Annotated in this window: 18 protein-coding genes; 5 read left to right on the plus strand and 13 right to left on the minus strand. The window is 49.8% G+C overall.

The features are described from left to right. Positions 1-7 precede the first annotated feature (7 nt). Positions 8-850 (minus strand): hypothetical protein, encoded by an 843-nt coding sequence (locus tag DHN43_RS02970; RefSeq protein ID WP_108817686.1) that lies wholly within the window; start codon positions 848-850, stop codon positions 8-10. 644 nt (positions 851-1,494) lie between these two features. Here DHN43_RS02970 and DHN43_RS02975 point away from each other — a divergent pair. Continuing rightward, positions 1,495-2,151, plus strand: coding sequence for a hypothetical protein (locus tag DHN43_RS02975; protein ID WP_208994802.1), 657 nt, complete (start codon positions 1,495-1,497; stop codon positions 2,149-2,151). Here the strand turns inward: DHN43_RS02975 and DHN43_RS02980 are convergent. Together DHN43_RS02980 and DHN43_RS02985 are read right to left on the minus strand one after the other, a co-directional pair. Further along, positions 2,125-2,511, minus strand: coding sequence for a DUF1491 family protein (locus DHN43_RS02980; protein ID WP_082597157.1), 387 nt, complete (start codon positions 2,509-2,511; stop codon positions 2,125-2,127). The genes DHN43_RS02975 and DHN43_RS02980 overlap by 27 nt on opposite strands. 33 nt (positions 2,512-2,544) lie before the next feature. Then, positions 2,545-3,423, minus strand: a complete 879-nt coding sequence (locus DHN43_RS02985; protein ID WP_063303621.1) for a peptidoglycan-binding domain-containing protein — start codon at positions 3,421-3,423, stop codon at positions 2,545-2,547. Between the two features lie 528 nt (positions 3,424-3,951). Between DHN43_RS02985 and DHN43_RS02990 the strand changes: the two genes are divergently transcribed. After that, on the plus strand, positions 3,952-4,536 hold the full coding sequence (locus DHN43_RS02990) for a DUF5330 domain-containing protein (RefSeq protein ID WP_108817687.1): 585 nt from the start codon (positions 3,952-3,954) through the stop codon (positions 4,534-4,536). Between the two features lie 146 nt (positions 4,537-4,682). Next, positions 4,683-5,114, plus strand: coding sequence for a SufE family protein (locus tag DHN43_RS02995; RefSeq protein ID WP_057465873.1), 432 nt, complete (start codon positions 4,683-4,685; stop codon positions 5,112-5,114). Here the strand turns inward: DHN43_RS02995 and DHN43_RS03000 are convergent. From DHN43_RS03000 to DHN43_RS03045, 10 genes are all read right to left on the minus strand, one after another. Further along, entirely contained in the window at positions 5,077-5,823 is a 747-nt protein-coding gene (locus tag DHN43_RS03000) for a DUF6456 domain-containing protein (RefSeq protein ID WP_108817688.1), read from the minus strand. The genes DHN43_RS02995 and DHN43_RS03000 overlap by 38 nt on opposite strands. After that, positions 5,807-6,217 carry a helix-turn-helix domain-containing protein gene (locus DHN43_RS03005; RefSeq protein WP_159096781.1) on the minus strand — a complete coding sequence of 137 codons (411 nt, stop codon included), beginning with the start codon at positions 6,215-6,217 and terminating at the stop codon, positions 5,807-5,809. Before DHN43_RS03005 ends, DHN43_RS03000 begins: the two co-directional genes overlap by 17 nt. A gap of 490 nt (positions 6,218-6,707) precedes the next feature. Next, positions 6,708-7,124 (minus strand): MucR family transcriptional regulator, encoded by a 417-nt coding sequence (locus DHN43_RS03010; protein ID WP_008549808.1) that lies wholly within the window; start codon positions 7,122-7,124, stop codon positions 6,708-6,710. Positions 7,125-7,587: 463 nt separating this feature from the next. After that, positions 7,588-7,950 (minus strand): monovalent cation/H(+) antiporter subunit G, encoded by a 363-nt coding sequence (gene mnhG / locus DHN43_RS03015; protein WP_082830654.1) that lies wholly within the window; start codon positions 7,948-7,950, stop codon positions 7,588-7,590. Next, entirely contained in the window at positions 7,947-8,300 is a 354-nt protein-coding gene (locus DHN43_RS03020; protein ID WP_057465869.1) for a cation:proton antiporter, read from the minus strand. Before DHN43_RS03020 ends, mnhG begins: the two co-directional genes overlap by 4 nt. Further along, a complete protein-coding gene (locus DHN43_RS03025) occupies positions 8,297-8,776 on the minus strand; it encodes a Na+/H+ antiporter subunit E (RefSeq protein WP_057465868.1) in 480 nt (159 codons plus the stop codon). The genes DHN43_RS03020 and DHN43_RS03025 overlap by 4 nt, the downstream gene beginning before the upstream one ends. Next, a complete protein-coding gene (locus DHN43_RS03030; RefSeq protein WP_063288157.1) occupies positions 8,773-10,359 on the minus strand; it encodes a Na+/H+ antiporter subunit D in 1,587 nt (528 codons plus the stop codon). The genes DHN43_RS03025 and DHN43_RS03030 overlap by 4 nt, the downstream gene beginning before the upstream one ends. A gap of 4 nt (positions 10,360-10,363) precedes the next feature. Beyond that, entirely contained in the window at positions 10,364-10,741 is a 378-nt protein-coding gene (locus tag DHN43_RS03035; RefSeq protein ID WP_057465866.1) for a Na+/H+ antiporter subunit C, read from the minus strand. Then, a complete protein-coding gene (locus tag DHN43_RS03040) occupies positions 10,741-11,157 on the minus strand; it encodes a Na+/H+ antiporter subunit B (RefSeq protein ID WP_057465865.1) in 417 nt (138 codons plus the stop codon). The genes DHN43_RS03035 and DHN43_RS03040 overlap by 1 nt, the downstream gene beginning before the upstream one ends. Beyond that, positions 11,157-13,505, minus strand: a complete 2,349-nt coding sequence (locus DHN43_RS03045) for a putative monovalent cation/H+ antiporter subunit A (protein ID WP_108817690.1) — start codon at positions 13,503-13,505, stop codon at positions 11,157-11,159. The genes DHN43_RS03040 and DHN43_RS03045 overlap by 1 nt, the downstream gene beginning before the upstream one ends. A gap of 258 nt (positions 13,506-13,763) precedes the next feature. Here DHN43_RS03045 and msrB point away from each other — a divergent pair, with 258 nt between their 5' ends. Both msrB and DHN43_RS03055 read left to right on the plus strand, forming a co-directional pair. Then, positions 13,764-14,171: a peptide-methionine (R)-S-oxide reductase MsrB gene (msrB, locus tag DHN43_RS03050; protein WP_084404713.1), complete on the plus strand. Its 408-nt coding sequence runs from the start codon at positions 13,764-13,766 to the stop codon at positions 14,169-14,171. 295 nt (positions 14,172-14,466) lie between these two features. After that, entirely contained in the window at positions 14,467-16,560 is a 2,094-nt protein-coding gene (locus tag DHN43_RS03055; protein WP_108817691.1) for a S9 family peptidase, read from the plus strand. Positions 16,561-16,567: the final 7 nt, after the last annotated feature.

A 16,567-nucleotide genomic window follows, 5' to 3' on the forward strand; every position in this document is an offset into this window, starting at 1 on the left:
CACTCGGCTATTTTTGCGGAACAGCGCTCTCCAAACCCCATCCGGTAAAGATGCGGGACGGTTTTTCGACTTGTTCTGCCGGACGTTTGACCTCAGCATAACATTTGGAGGGCAGTTCTTCATAGGTTCGACGCAGCTGTTCGTAACCTTTGCTCGCGTCCCAGATTTGCTGGGCAGACGGGGTTTCCACTTCCAGCGCGTTGATGGCGATCTGATAGGCCTGTAGGCGGTGGCCTGTGGCGCGGAGTACCCAATCCACAAAGGACTTATTCTCGCGGACCCTCGCCTTTACCCCCGTTGCAAACTGCGGGCTCACCTGAGTTTGGCGGCTCAGTGCCTCCAGACGCTCATGATCACTCACCAGAACCTGACGGGCAACTTTGCAAAACGGCAGGAGGAGCTTTTGATCAGACCTCATGTCATCAATCAGACGGGTATAACGCGTTTCGCTGGAGCGGTACTTATCCGAGCGCAGATAAACGTAATAGTTTGACGGATTGATCGCAGCATATGGATCTTTCAAAAAACCCTGACGTTCCAACTGAGCCTTGTTGGCTCCAATCCAATCCTCAGAGGCCGGAGGAACAACCAGCGTCCATCCGCGATCGCGCAGTTCATTTTCCTGATCTGTCAAATTGAGGTTGGAGACGTCTTGCTTCTGGGAATAGCGGTAGAGCATGCCCAGATCTTCTGCAACGCGGTCATGGAGGAAATTTGGCTTTGCTCTGCCAAAATCTCCAGTGGGTTTGGCGCAGGCAGACAACAGCAGGCTGGTTGAAGACACAAGTAGGAGACAAGTCGCAAAGGCCCGACCTTTGCTGATCAACTCTGTTTTCCCGAACTCGCCCATGACACACAATCCCACTGCTTGCAGCAATGGAGATACAGGCAAAGAACGTAGGAAGCTAGTCCCTCTCGTATTCCGAGTGCTCTTCTACAACGCGAATAACGCCAACTCTGCTGCGGCAGCCTAATCCTGACGGCATTTTGTAGACACCCGGGAATATATGGATCTGGGCTGATGAAAGCTGACGATCAAAGCCTCTGCGTATCTCTAAGGGTTGCCTTCGAGACCGCTCAGTCACGAGATAATGAAGTGTACCCATCGTTTGTCCTCTGGCACATTTACCGGTCAATTCCGTGGTTCTTCCAAGCCTCAGTTAAGCGGAGTTTCAGTTAATGAGCTGTAAAGCATTTGCTCCTAAATTTAGCTAGTAATTATATTCGATGTCATATGTGTCGCTGCGTATTTCTGGCGATTGCGAAAAACATCGAGAAATCATTGTTTTGCGTATACAGGTTCCTTCACTCATGGAAGACAGGTCTCAACTCTTAATTGCAGCAACAGAGGCTTTTGCTCAAACCGGCCATTCTCATGCAAGCTCTCATATGTATGAGGAGTTAGCGCTGCAGCACCTGTCATCAGCCACTGCGGCAAGTCGATTGAAGGTAGCGCACCTGTTGTGCCCGATCTCTCATGCTCCGGAGGCCGTGATGAAAGCTCTTGCAAATGACCATGACCAGATGATTGGAGAATACGTTGCTCTCAATTCCAGGAGCGCCGTTGCCCCTTCACATCCAGCCATTTCCTCTGATGAGCTTGCAGAAGATCTGCTTGGTCTCTTCCTGGAGAGCACACCGATCTCATCATACAAAGACCTTTCGGCAAGTCTGTCAGATGCCTCTGCTTCAGATGACACGGTTGACGCTCTGACGGAGAATGAGGCGCAAGAACTTACACTTAGGGGTCTAAAATTTGGCCACACGAGCATGGTAGGCCAGTTGGCGCACGCCTGCCGCATGACTCCAGATCAGATTCATCAATGCTGCACGCATTCTTCTCCAGACGGGTTCATTGTCATGCTCGTTGGTCTTGGGTTCTCTTCCCGTCTTGTCGATCAGCTGCTCGTACGGTTTTGGGGCACACTCATTGAGACGGATCGCATGAGAGACCTGCAAAAGTCTGCTGCTGGTGTTAGCAAGAAGATTGCGCGACAGTTGCTCTGCAGCTGGAGTGGAGAGATTTCTCATCCTCGCTATCACACGATTTTTGAGGCAACCGAGACAGTTGTGAGGGAACTCAAAGCCCAGGGCACATCTTTAACGCGTCCCTCAGATTACCATTCAGAACTTGCGACCCTTAAAGCCTGAAAATAAATCTTCAGGCCCCGGCTCTTTTGGCAGTGACAGGAAGCTTCTGGCTTCCTTATCTTCAACTTCGACAACCCAGAAGTCAGGGTCCATGCGTTCTTCGCGTGTGAGTTTGGTTTCAATTTCCTCTCGTGAAGTCTTTTCCATCAAACACTCAAACTCGCGATCAAGTGGTTTTTCCTCTTCAAAGAAAGACTGTGGCGCAGGACCGTAAAAGTCGTAGGTCGTGTCCAACCGATCAACAATGATGAAGATGGCCCCTGCTTCCAGCGCGCCTTTGCGGCGTATGCCCGCGAAAGCACCTTCCCCGAAGCACCGGCGTGTGTAAGCAGCGACCCAAAATTCAGAGGTTACTCGCATCAAGTTGTCTTTCTTATTGAATTGGTCGCGCTATCAGATCCGTGTGCCACTGACAGTAGCAAGCTTAGAGAAGAGAGCTTCGCTCATTTGCCCGTCTATCTGCAAAGCATTATCGCGTTGGAATGCGGCAATTGCAGAAGCGGTCTGGCCACCCGGAATACCATCAATTGTAAGCGGGCCGTACCCCAGATCTGCCAATGTTTTTTGCAGGCGCTTGATACGCTCAGTCATTGCATCCGTTTGACCCGAGACTTGTGTCAGATTGGAGCCACTTTGCGTCAATGCTTCAATTTCCTCAGGACTTGCCCGAGGAATAGGAATCTCAGCCCCTTCAGCAGACGCGGTGTTTGGAGACGGCGCAAACGCGGCAAAGTCCATTGTCAGCCGTGCGAGCAGCGCTTCGGTCACCTGCCCGTTTTCACTCATTGCGCGTTGTCTTTGATAAGCACGGACTGCCCGTTCTGTCGCGGGACCGAACTGGCCATCCAAACTGCCCGGATACACCCCTAAACGGCGCAGTTCTTTTTGCACTTCAGCAACCAGCTCTTGCTGTCTCAATCTCTGAGTTGCTCTTACAAGTTCTGAGCTATCTAACTGGCTTTGAGAAACCCGAGTGGCGACTATTGGAGAGGGATGCTTGGCATCTTGCAAAAAGGCAGCGTTCACCGCGATTAGCGATGCCATGCCAACGAAGCCTAACAGCACCAATGTAGAGAGCTTGTTCATGCCTGGAGACTTTTTGGAGGCAGCGTTAGCAACAGCAGCATGATCGACTTCGCCATTTTCATAGAAAACACCGTCTTCGTCATAGTCCACATGCATTTGGTAATCACCATCAGGCTGCGTATGTGCAGAACCCCGACGGGCTCCACCTTTGCTCGCTTTTTTGCCGTTTGGCTTTCGCCCCACCATCAAGCACTACCTCTTTCAACGCAATTTGTGTGTTACCCGAGTACTCGGTCACTACCAATTTTAACTGGTGTCTTCCTGAGAGGTTAGAGATATCGCCCTCACCTCAGCAAGTCCACTTTGAATAGCTCTCTGCCCACCGAGAACCACCATAAAACCTTGGGTTAAATTGGGCTCGTTTCCAGTTTTCCAGTCCTACTGTTTCTATCAAGTTTTGCTTAAAAAAACTCTTATGTGCACTTTTGAGTTTTAATTGTGAGCCCCATCTGGTGGCTTTTCACTTCAATAAGGTGCCGCTGGGATACTTTTTCTACACCTTTTATTAATCATAGATACGCTTCGCAAAATTTTCGAAAGACGAAAAATAGCCATAAATTTCAGTAGTTTTCAAATTTACATAAAATTTGATTCAATTTTATCGAGAACAATATATGTTATATTTGAGAGTAAACCCTATAGTTTCAACAAGTTAAACGACTATCTAAAAGTTGTCAGCCTATTCGGCGCACTTGAAACCCACGGGCGAAGCCAATGTTCTTTTTGCTTAGAACTACATTTTGGATCGGACTTGTACTGCTTCTGCTTCCAATTGGAACTGGCAGTGATGAGGACGCACCATCTATTGGGATCGTTCAGGTTTACCTTGCTGCTCAATCCACCGTGAAGGATCTTGGCGGTTTTTGTGATCGTAATCCCAATGCTTGCGAGATGGGCGGCTCGGTCATCACTCTCGTCGGTTTAAAGGCAAAAGAAGCTGCTCGCTTGACCTACAATTACCTCAGCGACAGTGAGGCAGAAGATCTGCAACCCACCAAGTTTGCTGCTCTGCCGTCAGCTCAGGATGCTATCGAGGCAATACCATTTGATGAAGTTGCAGCTGGCCAGTTGCTGCCGAGCCTTACAAGCCCATCAGACGAGCCTGCACATTCCGGTACACTTAGTTCAGCTGATCGGGACATTCCATGGCAACTCAATCAAAACCAGCAACAGAACAGCTCTGCGCAAGCAGATCCATCTGAACAAGGTCTGTTTGCTGAAGTTCAGCCAATCTATGCAACTCCAGTTGCTGCTGTTCCGTTACCGCGTCCTAATCCGCTGTATTACGGCCGGAATTAAGGTCAATTTCCATAAATCTGAGCTATTTATGGCCTATACTCTCATCTGGAGTGTGGGCCGTTATATATTTTGAATCCAATCGTATTGCCCCTAACCGGTTGGCGCGGTAGAAACGCCCTCAAAACCCTGAGTGAGAGAATAGTATTATGACCACTGCGATCGCTGATATTCTGGAAGGCTTTGAGTTCCTCGAAGACTGGGAAGACCGCTATCGCTATGTCATCGAGCTGGGCCGAGAACTTGAGCCCCTGACAGATGATGAACGCAGTGAGGAAAACCGCGTTCATGGCTGTGTTTCTCAGGTCTGGCTTTCGAAGAACATTCAGGAAGATACCGATAAAGGCCCGATCCTGTTCTATAAGGGCGACAGCGATGCACACATTGTTCGCGGTCTTGTTGCTATCGTTCTTGCGCAATATTCCGGTGTTTCTGCAAAGGAAATTCTTGCTACGGACATCGAGAGTATATTTGGCAAGATTGGCCTCAAAGAACACCTGACACCTCAGCGTTCCAATGGCTTGAGTTCCATGGTTCAGCGTATCAAGGATGATGCGTCCGCAGCTCTAACTCCGAATTAGACGCTGCCCAACTCGCCATCTGAGCGTTTTCGGGACCGACCGCACGACTGCGAGACGAACCGTAATGTGTAGCAAGTCGGTCTAGCGCCAACCCCAGAACAATCTTGGCTGTTCGTTGTGGCCATTGACGCTCGCTCTCAACCTGTTTCAAAGGCTTCAAGAAACAGCACACATCCATGAGAACGCCGGAGAGCTCTGGTCCGACAGTTGAGAGAGCTCTTTGAAGGCGATCTCTGGCATCGTAAACGCTGTCGGATACATCATCTACCTTAGTACTCGATCTTGATGATTGCTCGCTGCGCCAGTTCGATCTAACGGTTCCCCAAAGTTGCGCGTAGGTGAAATCTTCTCTTAATCGCTCACCTGCTTCAAACTGGAGCTCCGAGAGGTATCCTCTCCCCGTTTTGTCTTTTCTACTCCTTAGCCAGGCCAGTGGGCTTTCTGAGTTGATGGTATTGATTTGAGATTGCTCCGTATTAGATTGAGTTTCCAACCCTCCATAGCTCAATTTTCGCCGCAACCAGCTTTTGCCCTTTTTGGTCAGCTGGTAGCCCTGCGCACAGGAAGCAACCAGCGACAGGGCTATTGCACGCGATAAGACAGCTTTAGCTTCCCCCTCAGGTTCCGCATGCTGCTTTGCAACTGCGAGCCCTTTGCAGAATTTGATGAGCTGCATTTCAGATACTGCTTCCTCAGGCTGGGTAGGCATCAGACTGACCTCCGGAGCTTAGGGAAGAATGCATGCGCGCACTGGCAATAGACGCAGACAGCTGCCCCTCAATCTCGGAGAGGACAGCATCAAATTTCGGATCTTCTCTTAAATCTTCAACCACTTTGCAGGCATGAGCTGCTGTTGTTCTGTCACGCCCAAAGACTGCACCTGCTTGGGACAGGGTCATGCCCATTGAGACGTGAAGAATATACATAGAGACTTGGCGGGCCCGTGCAGCTTTTGCATAACCGCGGGAGGCAGAATGAAGCTCCTCTGGCTTCAATCCAAATGCAAGCGCGACACGGCCTGTCGCCATCCAGTCCACCGCTGACAGAGGCTTTTGGGACAGTCCAGAATGAACCGAAGACTCCGAACACGGACTCTTGGACATTTCATTTTTCTCCCCCTCAGAAATTCTTGGCATTTAATTACTCCAATGAACTGATTGGTTATCGTCAAAGAACAATTGATTGTTGCCCTAGCGATACTCGGGGGGGATAAGATTGGTACCTCGCGGTCTCAAAGCATAAATTTTTCTAAACGACTGGCAGACTTAAGCGACTTTTGAGTCCAGCTTCGAAGTTTCGAAAGCTGCCCTTAAAACCTTATCGAATTATTTTTTTGAATTAACTCTTGAGACTTGCAGGTGTTTTGAGATCACAACTTAGTAAAGCACAAGAAAATTAGAACTTAAGCTCTAGTGTCAGATGAACTGATTTTACCTTTACGGAAGGTCGAAGAAGGCGTGCCAAGGCACTATGCACAACACGTGCACCCTTAAGGGAAATTCATCAATAATGGGGGGATAAGAAACAGCAGAAGGGGAATAAAAAAAACCAGCCCCGATTGAGGCTGGTTTTCTGTCAGGAAATGTCCTGAAATTACTTAGCGCGTTTACGCTGCTGGCCGAGACCCATTTTCTTAGCAAGCTCAGAACGAGCTGCCGCGTAATGAGGAGCAACCATTGGGTAGTCTGAAGGCAGACCCCATTTTTCACGATATTCTTCAGGTGTCATATCGTAATGCGTGCGTAGGTGACGCTTCAGGGACTTGAACTTCTTACCATCTTCAAGACAGATGATGTAATCGTTCGTAACAGACTTCTTCACCGGCACAGCTGGCTTGAGTGGCTCAGGCTCTGGCTCGGAAAGATCACCACTGGTTTTCTGCAAAGCGACGTAAACGTCGTTGATCAGCACAGGCAAATCGGCAGAGGCCACAGTGTTATTACCAACATAGGCTGACACGATATCAGCAGTCAGTTCCATCAAATTATTATCTGCAGGGATCTCGCTCATCTCTAACCTGTCATCTTGTGGATCTAAATTTCGTAGGTGTGCTTACTTACTACAGAGCTAATACTTTAATCCGAAGATTAAACGTTAGATCCGTACTTATCTCAGCTAAGCTTCGACTCTAAACAAGCAAAAACCATAGGAGGCTTTTATAGAGACAGGAAATAAGGATAACAAGTTAAATTCGGTATGAAAAAGCAGATTTACTATGGTTTTTTGTGCATTGTGATTTAGAAGGACCTTACAGACTTCCAACAAACTTGAGAAATCATAGAAGTAAACTAGATAAACTGCTTGCCCTAATGTACAGGTAAAAGAATGAGACTTTGCTGTGTAATTGGCTGTTGGCAAGGCGATGCCGGTGAAACTCACGTTTCTAGTCAACCGCCTTCCCAAAGGGCATTGTCGATTATTTCTGGTGATCTAGTTGCACTAAACCCCAGAAACTGTGACCGAAGCTGACATATTATTGCGGCGTTTCAGGCTCCACAGACTTCTTCGTCACACTCAGCTCGTCCAACTTGGTTTCCTTACAAGGTTTGTAGCCCACGACATAGGCTGCGCGCGCGATGAGGTGTGCAGAAACCGGAGCCGTCAACAGAAAGAAGCAGACGGTTGCGACAGCGCGCATGAAATCATCCCACTGCTGCGAATAGAGGCCAAGCGCCAGCACCATCAAGCCAGATCCTAAAGTACCCGCCTTGGACGCTGCGTGCATGCGTGTATAGACGTCTGGCAGACGATTGATTCCAAGCGCTGCGCCAGCTGCGAAGATTGCTCCTATAATGAGCATAATCCCAGTCAGGATGGAGATAACTGCTGACATCATTTCTGCTCCTCCTGCTTTTCGGAATCTTTGATTTCCTGCATGATAATAAAGTCTTTGGCCTGCCCTCGATTTAAGATGAAGCGGGCGAAGGCAACGGTTGCCAGAAAGCCGACAAGACCGAGTGCAAGCGAGATATCGATATAGAGCGTGTACGATGACCCAACACCCACAGTCGCTATCAGGCCGATGGCGACAACCACCAATAGATCCAGTCCGACAATACGGTCAGGCAAGGTTGGGCCTTTGATGATGCGATAGACAATCAGCAAGAATGTCAGGCCGAGAATAAAGAGCGCGATGCTCACACAGGCATACAGAAAATCTGATGCGAAAGCCTCAAATCCGTTCATCGAAACGCCTCCAAGATCTGACGTTCAAAACCATTCTTGATGCCATCAATTGTTTCTTCCGGATCTGGCACGTTGAGGCAATGCACAAACAAGACCTTTCGATCTTCCGAAACATCGACAGAGAGCGTTCCCGGTGTCAACGTGACCATGTTTGCCAGCAACGTGATCTCAAAGTCTTCGCTGACTGAGAGCGGCACTGCGATGATGCCTGGGTGGAGATTGATCTTCGGTTTGATAACAATCATCAGTACCCGCCAGGAGGACAGCACCAACTCTTTGAAGAAGCTGCCAGCAAGAATGAGGATCTTCCCTCCGCGCTGAAAGTAATCCCGAAATGCGATCTGTTCCCGGATCAGGAACAACGCAATACTGGACAAGATAAAACCGAAAATCAGATTCAGCGGTGTGAATGAGCCGGTAACAGCGCCCCATGCTGCTGCAAGCAGCAAGTTCATGAGAAAGACCGTGTTGTTCATCGGATGCCTCCAAATACGGAACCGATATAGGCTGTCGGATCAATCAGCGTTTTTGCTCCATTTTCAGTTATGGACATCATGGTTTCCGGCAAGATTCCAATTATGAAGATCAGTGCAGTCAACACAACGAGTGGCAACCAGATGCTCCACGATATCTCAGAGGCGTCAGAGCTTCCGGCAATGGGGAGAGCTTGAATGCCATCCACCGTGTGCTCGTTCCCGCCTCGCCAGAATGCGAAGATCCAAAGACGTCCTACAGCAATGGTCGTAAACAGCCCAGAGACCAGAATACCAGCTGCGACCCAGCCACGACCAGCTTCTAGCGCACCAGCTACGAGGAGTAGTTTTGCCCAGAAACCAGAAAAAGGTGGCAAGCCTGCGACTGCGAGCAAGAGGATCAAGCCTATTCCAGCGCCCAGAGGCGTGCGGATGTAGAGACCGCCGATTTCCCGCAGGGAAAATGTTCCGCTCATCTGGAACATAAAAGCGACCAGGAGGTAAAGCGCGGTCATGATGAGAACGGAATGCATGGAGTAGAAGATCGCACCAGATACAGCAACTTCATTACCAACTGCGATACCAGCCATCATGGCACCGATACCAGCGATGACGAGATAGGCCATCAGGCGTCGGATATCTGTTTGAGCCAATGCACCAAGTGAGCCGGTCAGCATCGTTGCGATTGCGACTATTCCAATTAGAGAGGCGAGCCAGTCACGACCTTCCGGCATCAGCAGAAGCATCACTCTGAGCAGCGCATAGACACCGACTTTGGTGAGCAAGCCTGCAAAGATTGCGGCCACTACCAAACGTGGTGTGTGATAAGAGGCCGGAAGCCAGAAATTGACTGGGAACGCTGCTGCCTTCATGGCAAACGCGAGGAAGTACAGGGTTGCCAAACCAAGCATTGGACCAGAGCTATCAAAGGCTTTCAGCTTGCCAGCAATATCCGCCATGTTCAGCGTACCAACCAGACCATAAAGCAGGCCAGTTGCGGCAAGGAATAGCGTTGTCGCAATCAGGTTCAGCACTGCATATTTTACAGCACCGTCGATCTGCACCTTTTCATTTCCAAGGATCTGCATCCCAAAAGATGAGATCAACAGGACTTCAAACCACACATAAAGGTTGAAGATGTCACCTGTCAGAAATGACCCCGTGACACCGCAGAGCAGCATCAGGAGGAACGGATAGAAACCGTAGCGTCTTTCGTTTTCAGCAATTGAGTTCATTGCGAAGACGGCGACACACATGGTTGCTACAGAGGCTGTCAGCGCCAGCAATGCGCCGAGCGGATCAGCTGTAAAAGCGATACCGAAAGGCGGGAGCCAACTGCCCATCACCATTGTCACAACACCGTTGGTGAGAACGTGGTTGAGCAAGCCGATGTTTGAAAGGATCACCAGTGCGATTGTTGTGATCGCGATCCAAGGCTGAGTCGCCGATTTCTTTCGGAAAATAATTGAAATTGCACCGCCTGCCATGGTGAGCAGGACAGGAGCAACCAATAGCCAGTCGGCAAGAGGCACCGCCTCCGTCACCATAGCCGCTGTAATATCAACTGTCGTTTTCGTTGCAGCCATCTACTTAGTACCCCAGCGGCGGTTCAGAATGTTCTTTGGGTTCTGCGACGCGCATATCAAGCAAGTCATCTGTTCCCAGCTCCTGATAGGCCCGGTACCCGAGGACCAGGAAGAATGCCAGGAAGGAGAACGAGATCACAATTGCGGTCAGCACCAATGCCTGAGGCAGAGGGTTCGCTGTTGCTTCTACGGGGAGATAGCTTTGAAGCGGAATAATTGGCGGTACATCCCGTGTCAGGCGTCCTGCCGTGAAGATCAAGAGGTTCACGGCATTTCCAAGAATGGCAATACCCAGCAGGATCCGTACAAGTTTGCGAGACAGAAGCAGATAAATGGAACCTGCAAAAAGGATCCCGACCAGAACAGAGAAAAGCGTTTCCATTAGTCTGCCCTTTCTTCCAGAGAAAGAGCGATCGAAGAAATCGCTCCTACCACCACCAGATACACTCCAATATCAAAGAACAGCGGTGTTGATAGATCAATCACCGTGCCCAAAAACGGGAGTGCAAGCCACTGACTTGTCATTGCTGGCTGACTGAAGAACAGGCTCGGCAACACAGAGACAACCGCGAGGAGCAGGCCTGACGCAGCAATGGACATAGGATGAAACTTCATTGCCCGGCGAACTGCAGAGACACCGCAGGCAATGCCATAAATTGCGAAGGCGGAAACGGCAATCAGCCCGCCGATGAAACCTCCACCGGGCTCGTTGTGCCCACGGAGCAATACGAAGACGGAAAAAAGCATCATCAGAGCAGAGAGATACGGAGCGACCGTTCTGAATATAAGCGTATTCATTAGCGATTTTTCTCCGAGTTCGAGTTTCCGTTTGATTTAGGTCGCACTCGGATAAGTGCAAGGACCGCCAGACCCGTTACCATCACAACGGAGATCTCTCCGATCGTATCGAAGCCGCGGAAATCAACGAGAATAACGTTCACGATGTTCCGACCGTGCGCAATCGTCCGACTGTACTGTGTGAAGAACTCAGAGAGTGTTGGGTCAAACGGCAGTTGAATAATGGACATCAGCAACATGCTGATACCCGCACCGCAAAGCACTGACAGGCTGATATCAAAGGCTTTGCCACGCGATGACCGGGCATCGGTTGGCTTCAGATTCAGGCGGGTCATTACCAATGCAAGGATCACAACCGAGAGTGTCTCGACCATAAACTGCGTGAAGGCCAGATCCGGCGCTCCAAAGAGCAGGTAGATCAGTGCCACTGCAAAGCCTTGAATACCAAGCAGGACAATCGCCGTTACTCGGTAGCGTGCTGTTAACACGGCATAAACGCCAATCACCGCAATCGCGGCAATAAACCACTCATAAGCGTAGAAGCTGCCTATACCTTGCAGCTTTGGCCAATTGCCTGTGAGGATCATTGGTACAAACAGCACCAGCGCGATTACGGTAAACGTTGCGCGCATATAGGTGACCATACTGCCAGTTTGAACTGTTTGTGTCAGCGTGGTTGCAAAACGAATGATAACTTCCAGGACCTGGTCGAAGCCCTTATCCGGTCCCCACCCAATGGTTCGTAGAGCATCTGCAACAATCACACGGAGCTTATCCATGTACATGAAGATGATAATACCAAGGGCAACTGTCGCCAAGGACAGGTAAAGCGCCGGTGACAGGTATGTGGGGAACAGATGCAACTCTTCATCAAATGGCGTTCCCAGAATTGCAGAGGTCATTGGTGACAAGAGCTGATGACCAACTGATGCGATGAATGCACCGGCTGCCAGCCCCAGAACCGCAAGAGTGATTGATCCTGCAACAAGTAGGACTGTTCCTTCATGAGCAACTTTTGGTGTTTTCACCTTGGCGCCGAAGAACGGTTTAATGGCAACGGTTGCAGCCAGAGCAAACATCATCGCGTTGCCCAGCACGGCAAAGCCAGTCCAAAGCCCACCGTTCACAGCGTGCCATGTTCCGTCATAAAGAACTTCTTTTGCAACAAAGCCGACCAGAGGTGGCAAACCTGCCATTGACAACGCAGAGAGGACCGCAGCTGTACCGGTGATCGGCATCAGTGAGAACAAGCCCCCTACTCTGTTCAGATCGCGTGTACCTGATTCATGGTCGACGGTTCCGACCACCATAAACAAAGAGCCCTTAAAGAGTGAGTGCGCGAACAGGTATATAACGGCGCCTTGAATCGCCACCGGATCTGATGTGCCTGTCAGCATCACCAGCAACCCGAGAGACGCAACTGTTGTGTAGGCCAGAACAAGTTTGAGGTCGGTCTGCCGAATGCCAAGAATGGTGCCAACGAGCAGTGTGATGCCACCAAAGATCGGAAGTACGGTCATCCAGAGTTCTGTATCTCCCAGAACCGGATGCATGCGCATGAGCAGGTAAACACCGGCTTTCACCATGGTGGCAGAGTGTAAGTATGCAGAAACAGGTGTCGGAGCTTCCATTGCGTTTGGAAGCCAGAAATGGAACGGAAATTGAGCTGACTTTGTGAAAGCGCCCAGCACCACCAAGATGAAGATCGCGGTGTAATACGGGCTTTCGCGTAAAACATCTCCGGAGTTGAGCAACTCACTCAACTCGAAACTACCACCTTGGTAGCCAGCTAAGATCAAACCAGCCATCAGAGCTAGACCACCGCCGCCAGTTACAACAAGCGCTTGCACAGCAGAGCGGCGAGAGGCGCGGCGCAGGTGGTCAAACCCGATCAACAGGAAGGACGTGATAGACGTCAACTCCCAGTAGATGAAGAGCGTGATGACGTTATCAGCAACAACAACACCCAGCATGGCCCCCATGAAGAGGAACAGGTAGGACAGAAACTGCCCAAGATTCTCATGGCCTTTCAGGTATCCACCTGCATAAAGCGTAATGAGCGTCCCTATTCCCGAAATCAGAAGCGCAAATAAGACAGACAGGCCATCCAGATAAATCGAGAAATTTACGTTGAAGGTGGGAACCCACTCCAAGCTCGCCTTGAATGTTTGCCCCTCGGCAATGCCTGGCACAAATGAAAGAAACTGTAGGAACGCCAATGCAGGAATAACAGCGAGAAGCCACGCAGCATTGTGTTTCAGAGTCTTTGCCAGAAAGGGACTAAGCGCAGCGGCAACAAACGGGCCTAATAACGCCCAGAACGTTGCCTCGACACCGAATAAAGGCATGTAGCACTCCGTAAATTTATTAGTGTGGTTAACCTATAAGACCGAGTCGAATTTGCCAAACACGCTCCCCCGACCACTCCAAAGACATAATCTGCCCACCCATGCAGGGCAAGTTCATCACATTCTAGTTTTGTCAGGTTCCAATAAACTTTAACCTCACCTAATTGTAACTTGCCTTATAGGCATTGGCTGTTTGTTTATGTCTTGGTAAACTTAACATGGCCCTACCATTGAGCCCGGTGAATAAGGATTTCTATCATGTTTAACAAAAAATCACCTAAGGACATGACCGAGTCGGAATGGCGGGAACAACTGACCCCTGAGCAATATCGTATCCTTAGGGAAAAAGGTACCGAACGAGCCTTTACAGGCCCTTATTGGAATACCTTTGAAACAGGCACCTACAGCTGCACAGCATGTAGCTCTAAGCTATTCAAATCAGACACAAAATTTGATGCAGGCTGCGGCTGGCCAAGTTTCTTTGAGGCGGTCTCTCCCGATGCTGTGACAGAACATAAAGACGCTACGCTTGGCATGGTCCGCACAGAGATTTGCTGTGCAAGTTGTGGAGGACATCTCGGACACGTTTTCCCTGACGGTCCACCTCCAACAGGACTTCGCTACTGCATGAATGGTACTTCGATGACATTCACACCTGACACGTAGTTTTGATCAAATCCAAGATAGGTGTTATCGCGAGGCAAAAGAGCGACGTTTTGAAGCTGTGGAAGAACAACTCTAATTACATTGAAGTAATATTATCTGCTCTCTTCGAAAGACATATGAGCATGAAAATTATCGGTGTAAAAAGCTTCAGGTTCAAATTTATACCTTCGATTCAGCGCATATCTTCTCAGGGATAAGTTTTAATCGGGAACTGGCTTTATGCTCGTTCCCGATTAAAATGCTGAAGAATAGAATTCAAATTTCAAAATCATAAGCGTAAACTCAGTCAGGTATAATGAAAAAGTCAGTTCCACCTCGCGCCCAGATGCGCACTCATGAAACCAGCCATCATGGTTTTACTCGCAACGAGCCTTATGCCTGGCTGCGCGCAGATAATTGGCAGGAGGTAATGCGAGACCCCACTCTGCTTGATCCTGAGATCCGTGCCTATCTTGAAGCAGAAAATGCCTATACCGAAAGCGAGATGGAAGACACTGAAGAGCTGCAAAAAGCACTTTTTGCAGAGCTAAAGGGTCGTATCAAAGAAGACGACAGTTCAGTTCCTTCTCCTGATGGTGAGTACGCCTATGCGACCAAGTTTGTTGAAGGTGGCCAACACCCCAAATTTGTGCGCAGCAAGCGTGATGGAAGCGACCCCATAGTTCTTGTCGATGGAGACCTTGAAGCTGATGGCAAAGCATACTTCAAATTTGGCGGTGCATCTCACAGCGATGACCATAGGTATCTGGCCTGGGCTTATGATGACAAAGGCTCCGAGTACTACACACTGAAAGTGCGCGACACGACGACAGGACAGGATCTGGAAGACACCATACCAGACACTGGTGCAGGCGGTGTTTGGTCTACGGACGGTCAGTATCTGTTTTATGTTCAGGTAGACGCAAACCATCGCCCTTCCAAGCTCTTCCGCCACAAGCTCGGTACAGCACCGTCTGAAGATGTTCTTGTTTATGAAGAACAAGATACAAGCTTCTTTGTTGGGCTTGGCAGAACACAATCCGGACGCTTCATTTGTATTGGTTCAGGCGACCATGAAACCACCGAGGTTTGGCTTATTCCTGCAGATGAACCTTTGGCAGCCCCTACGTTGGTTGCCAAGCGTGAGACTGGCGTGGAGTATTCCGTTGAAGACAATGGTGACCGCCTACTGATCTTAACCAACGCTGGTGAGGCTGAAGATTTCAAGATTGTCAGCGTACCGCTCGTCGCTCAGCTTGCTCTTCCGGGTAAGTCACACTGGGTTGATCTGATTGCTCATAAGCCTGGCCGTCTGATCCTATCGCACGATGTTTACAAGGATTATATGGTGTGGCTTGAGCGCGTTGATGGCTTGCCGCGCATTGTCGTCCATCGTTTCATCGATGGTATTTCACACAGCATTGAATTTGATGAAGAAGCCTATAGCCTCGGTATAGCCGCAGGGTTTGAATATAACACCACAACCATCCGGTTCACGTATTCTTCCATGACAACACCAAGCGAGGTATATGACTATGACCTTGCTACGCGCGATAGAGTGCTGCGCAAGCGGCAGGAAGTGCCATCTGGTCACGATGCTTCTGAGTACATTACGCGCCGCCTGATGGCTCCTTCACATGATGGCACACTGGTTCCGGTTTCTCTGCTCTATAAACGCTCGACAGTTCTGGATGGAAGTGCTCCTTGCCTGCTTTACGGGTATGGGTCCTATGGCCTTTCAATTCCTGCCAGCTTCTCCACCAATGCCCTGTCGCTTGTTGATCGCGGATTTGTTTATGCGATTGCGCACATTCGTGGTGGCAAAGACAAAGGCTATGCCTGGTACAAGAACGGGCGTCGTGAGTTCAAGAAGAACACCTTTTATGACTTCATCGCAGCCTCTAAGTTCCTGGCTAGCGAAGGCTTCACTTCTCACGATAGGATCGTTGCCCACGGCGGCTCAGCCGGTGGCATGCTGATGGGTGCATGTGCAAACATGGCACCTGAGGCTTTTGCTGCAATGATTGCTGAAGTGCCATTTGTGGACGTGCTAACCACCATGCTCGACGATACGTTGCCGCTGACCCCGATTGAATGGCCGGAATGGGGTGATCCGATCCGCGATAAGAGCGCATATGGGTATATCGCCTCCTATTCTCCCATCGACAATGTGGAGGCGAAAGACTATCCGGCGATCTTCGCACTTGGCGGCCTGACTGATCCGCGCGTTACCTATTGGGAGCCTGCCAAATGGGTTGCAACACTGCGTGAGAAGAAGGCTAATGATAGTCTGGTGATGCTGCGCACCAACATGGATGCCGGCCACGGCGGCGCATCCGGTCGTTTCGATCGCCTGAAAGAGGTCGCCTTGGTCTATGCCTTTGCCTTAAAACAGACCGGCAAGGCCTAATCTAACT

The sequence above is a fragment of the Pseudovibrio sp. Alg231-02 genome, assembly GCF_900143565.1.
Classification (GTDB): Bacteria; Pseudomonadota; Alphaproteobacteria; order Rhizobiales; family Stappiaceae; genus Pseudovibrio.

Excerpts from the sequence above, each read along its gene's own strand:
- DHN43_RS03055 (WP_108817691.1), top strand. The coding sequence starts at position 14,467 with ATGAAAAAGTCAGTTCCACCTCGCGCCCAGATGCGCACTCATGAAACC.
- DHN43_RS03045 (WP_108817690.1), bottom strand. The coding sequence starts at position 13,505 with ATGCCTTTATTCGGTGTCGAGGCAACGTTCTGGGCGTTATTAGGCCCG.
- DHN43_RS03005 (WP_159096781.1), bottom strand. The coding sequence starts at position 6,217 with ATGTCCAAGAGTCCGTGTTCGGAGTCTTCGGTTCATTCTGGACTGTCC.
- DHN43_RS02980 (WP_082597157.1), bottom strand. The coding sequence starts at position 2,511 with ATGCGAGTAACCTCTGAATTTTGGGTCGCTGCTTACACACGCCGGTGC.
- DHN43_RS03035 (WP_057465866.1), bottom strand. The coding sequence starts at position 10,741 with ATGGAAACGCTTTTCTCTGTTCTGGTCGGGATCCTTTTTGCAGGTTCC.
- DHN43_RS03030 (WP_063288157.1), bottom strand. The coding sequence starts at position 10,359 with ATGGCTGCAACGAAAACGACAGTTGATATTACAGCGGCTATGGTGACG.
- DHN43_RS02975 (WP_208994802.1), top strand. The coding sequence starts at position 1,495 with ATGAAAGCTCTTGCAAATGACCATGACCAGATGATTGGAGAATACGTT.
- DHN43_RS02995 (WP_057465873.1), top strand. The coding sequence starts at position 4,683 with ATGACCACTGCGATCGCTGATATTCTGGAAGGCTTTGAGTTCCTCGAA.
- DHN43_RS03010 (WP_008549808.1), bottom strand. The coding sequence starts at position 7,124 with ATGAGCGAGATCCCTGCAGATAATAATTTGATGGAACTGACTGCTGAT.
- mnhG (WP_082830654.1), bottom strand. The coding sequence starts at position 7,950 with ATGATGTCAGCAGTTATCTCCATCCTGACTGGGATTATGCTCATTATA.
- msrB (WP_084404713.1), top strand. The coding sequence starts at position 13,764 with ATGTTTAACAAAAAATCACCTAAGGACATGACCGAGTCGGAATGGCGG.
- DHN43_RS03040 (WP_057465865.1), bottom strand. The coding sequence starts at position 11,157 with ATGAATACGCTTATATTCAGAACGGTCGCTCCGTATCTCTCTGCTCTG.
- DHN43_RS03000 (WP_108817688.1), bottom strand. The coding sequence starts at position 5,823 with ATGCCTACCCAGCCTGAGGAAGCAGTATCTGAAATGCAGCTCATCAAA.
- DHN43_RS03025 (WP_057465868.1), bottom strand. The coding sequence starts at position 8,776 with ATGAACAACACGGTCTTTCTCATGAACTTGCTGCTTGCAGCAGCATGG.
- DHN43_RS02970 (WP_108817686.1), bottom strand. The coding sequence starts at position 850 with ATGGGCGAGTTCGGGAAAACAGAGTTGATCAGCAAAGGTCGGGCCTTT.
- DHN43_RS02990 (WP_108817687.1), top strand. The coding sequence starts at position 3,952 with ATGTTCTTTTTGCTTAGAACTACATTTTGGATCGGACTTGTACTGCTT.
- DHN43_RS03020 (WP_057465869.1), bottom strand. The coding sequence starts at position 8,300 with ATGAACGGATTTGAGGCTTTCGCATCAGATTTTCTGTATGCCTGTGTG.
- DHN43_RS02985 (WP_063303621.1), bottom strand. The coding sequence starts at position 3,423 with ATGGTGGGGCGAAAGCCAAACGGCAAAAAAGCGAGCAAAGGTGGAGCC.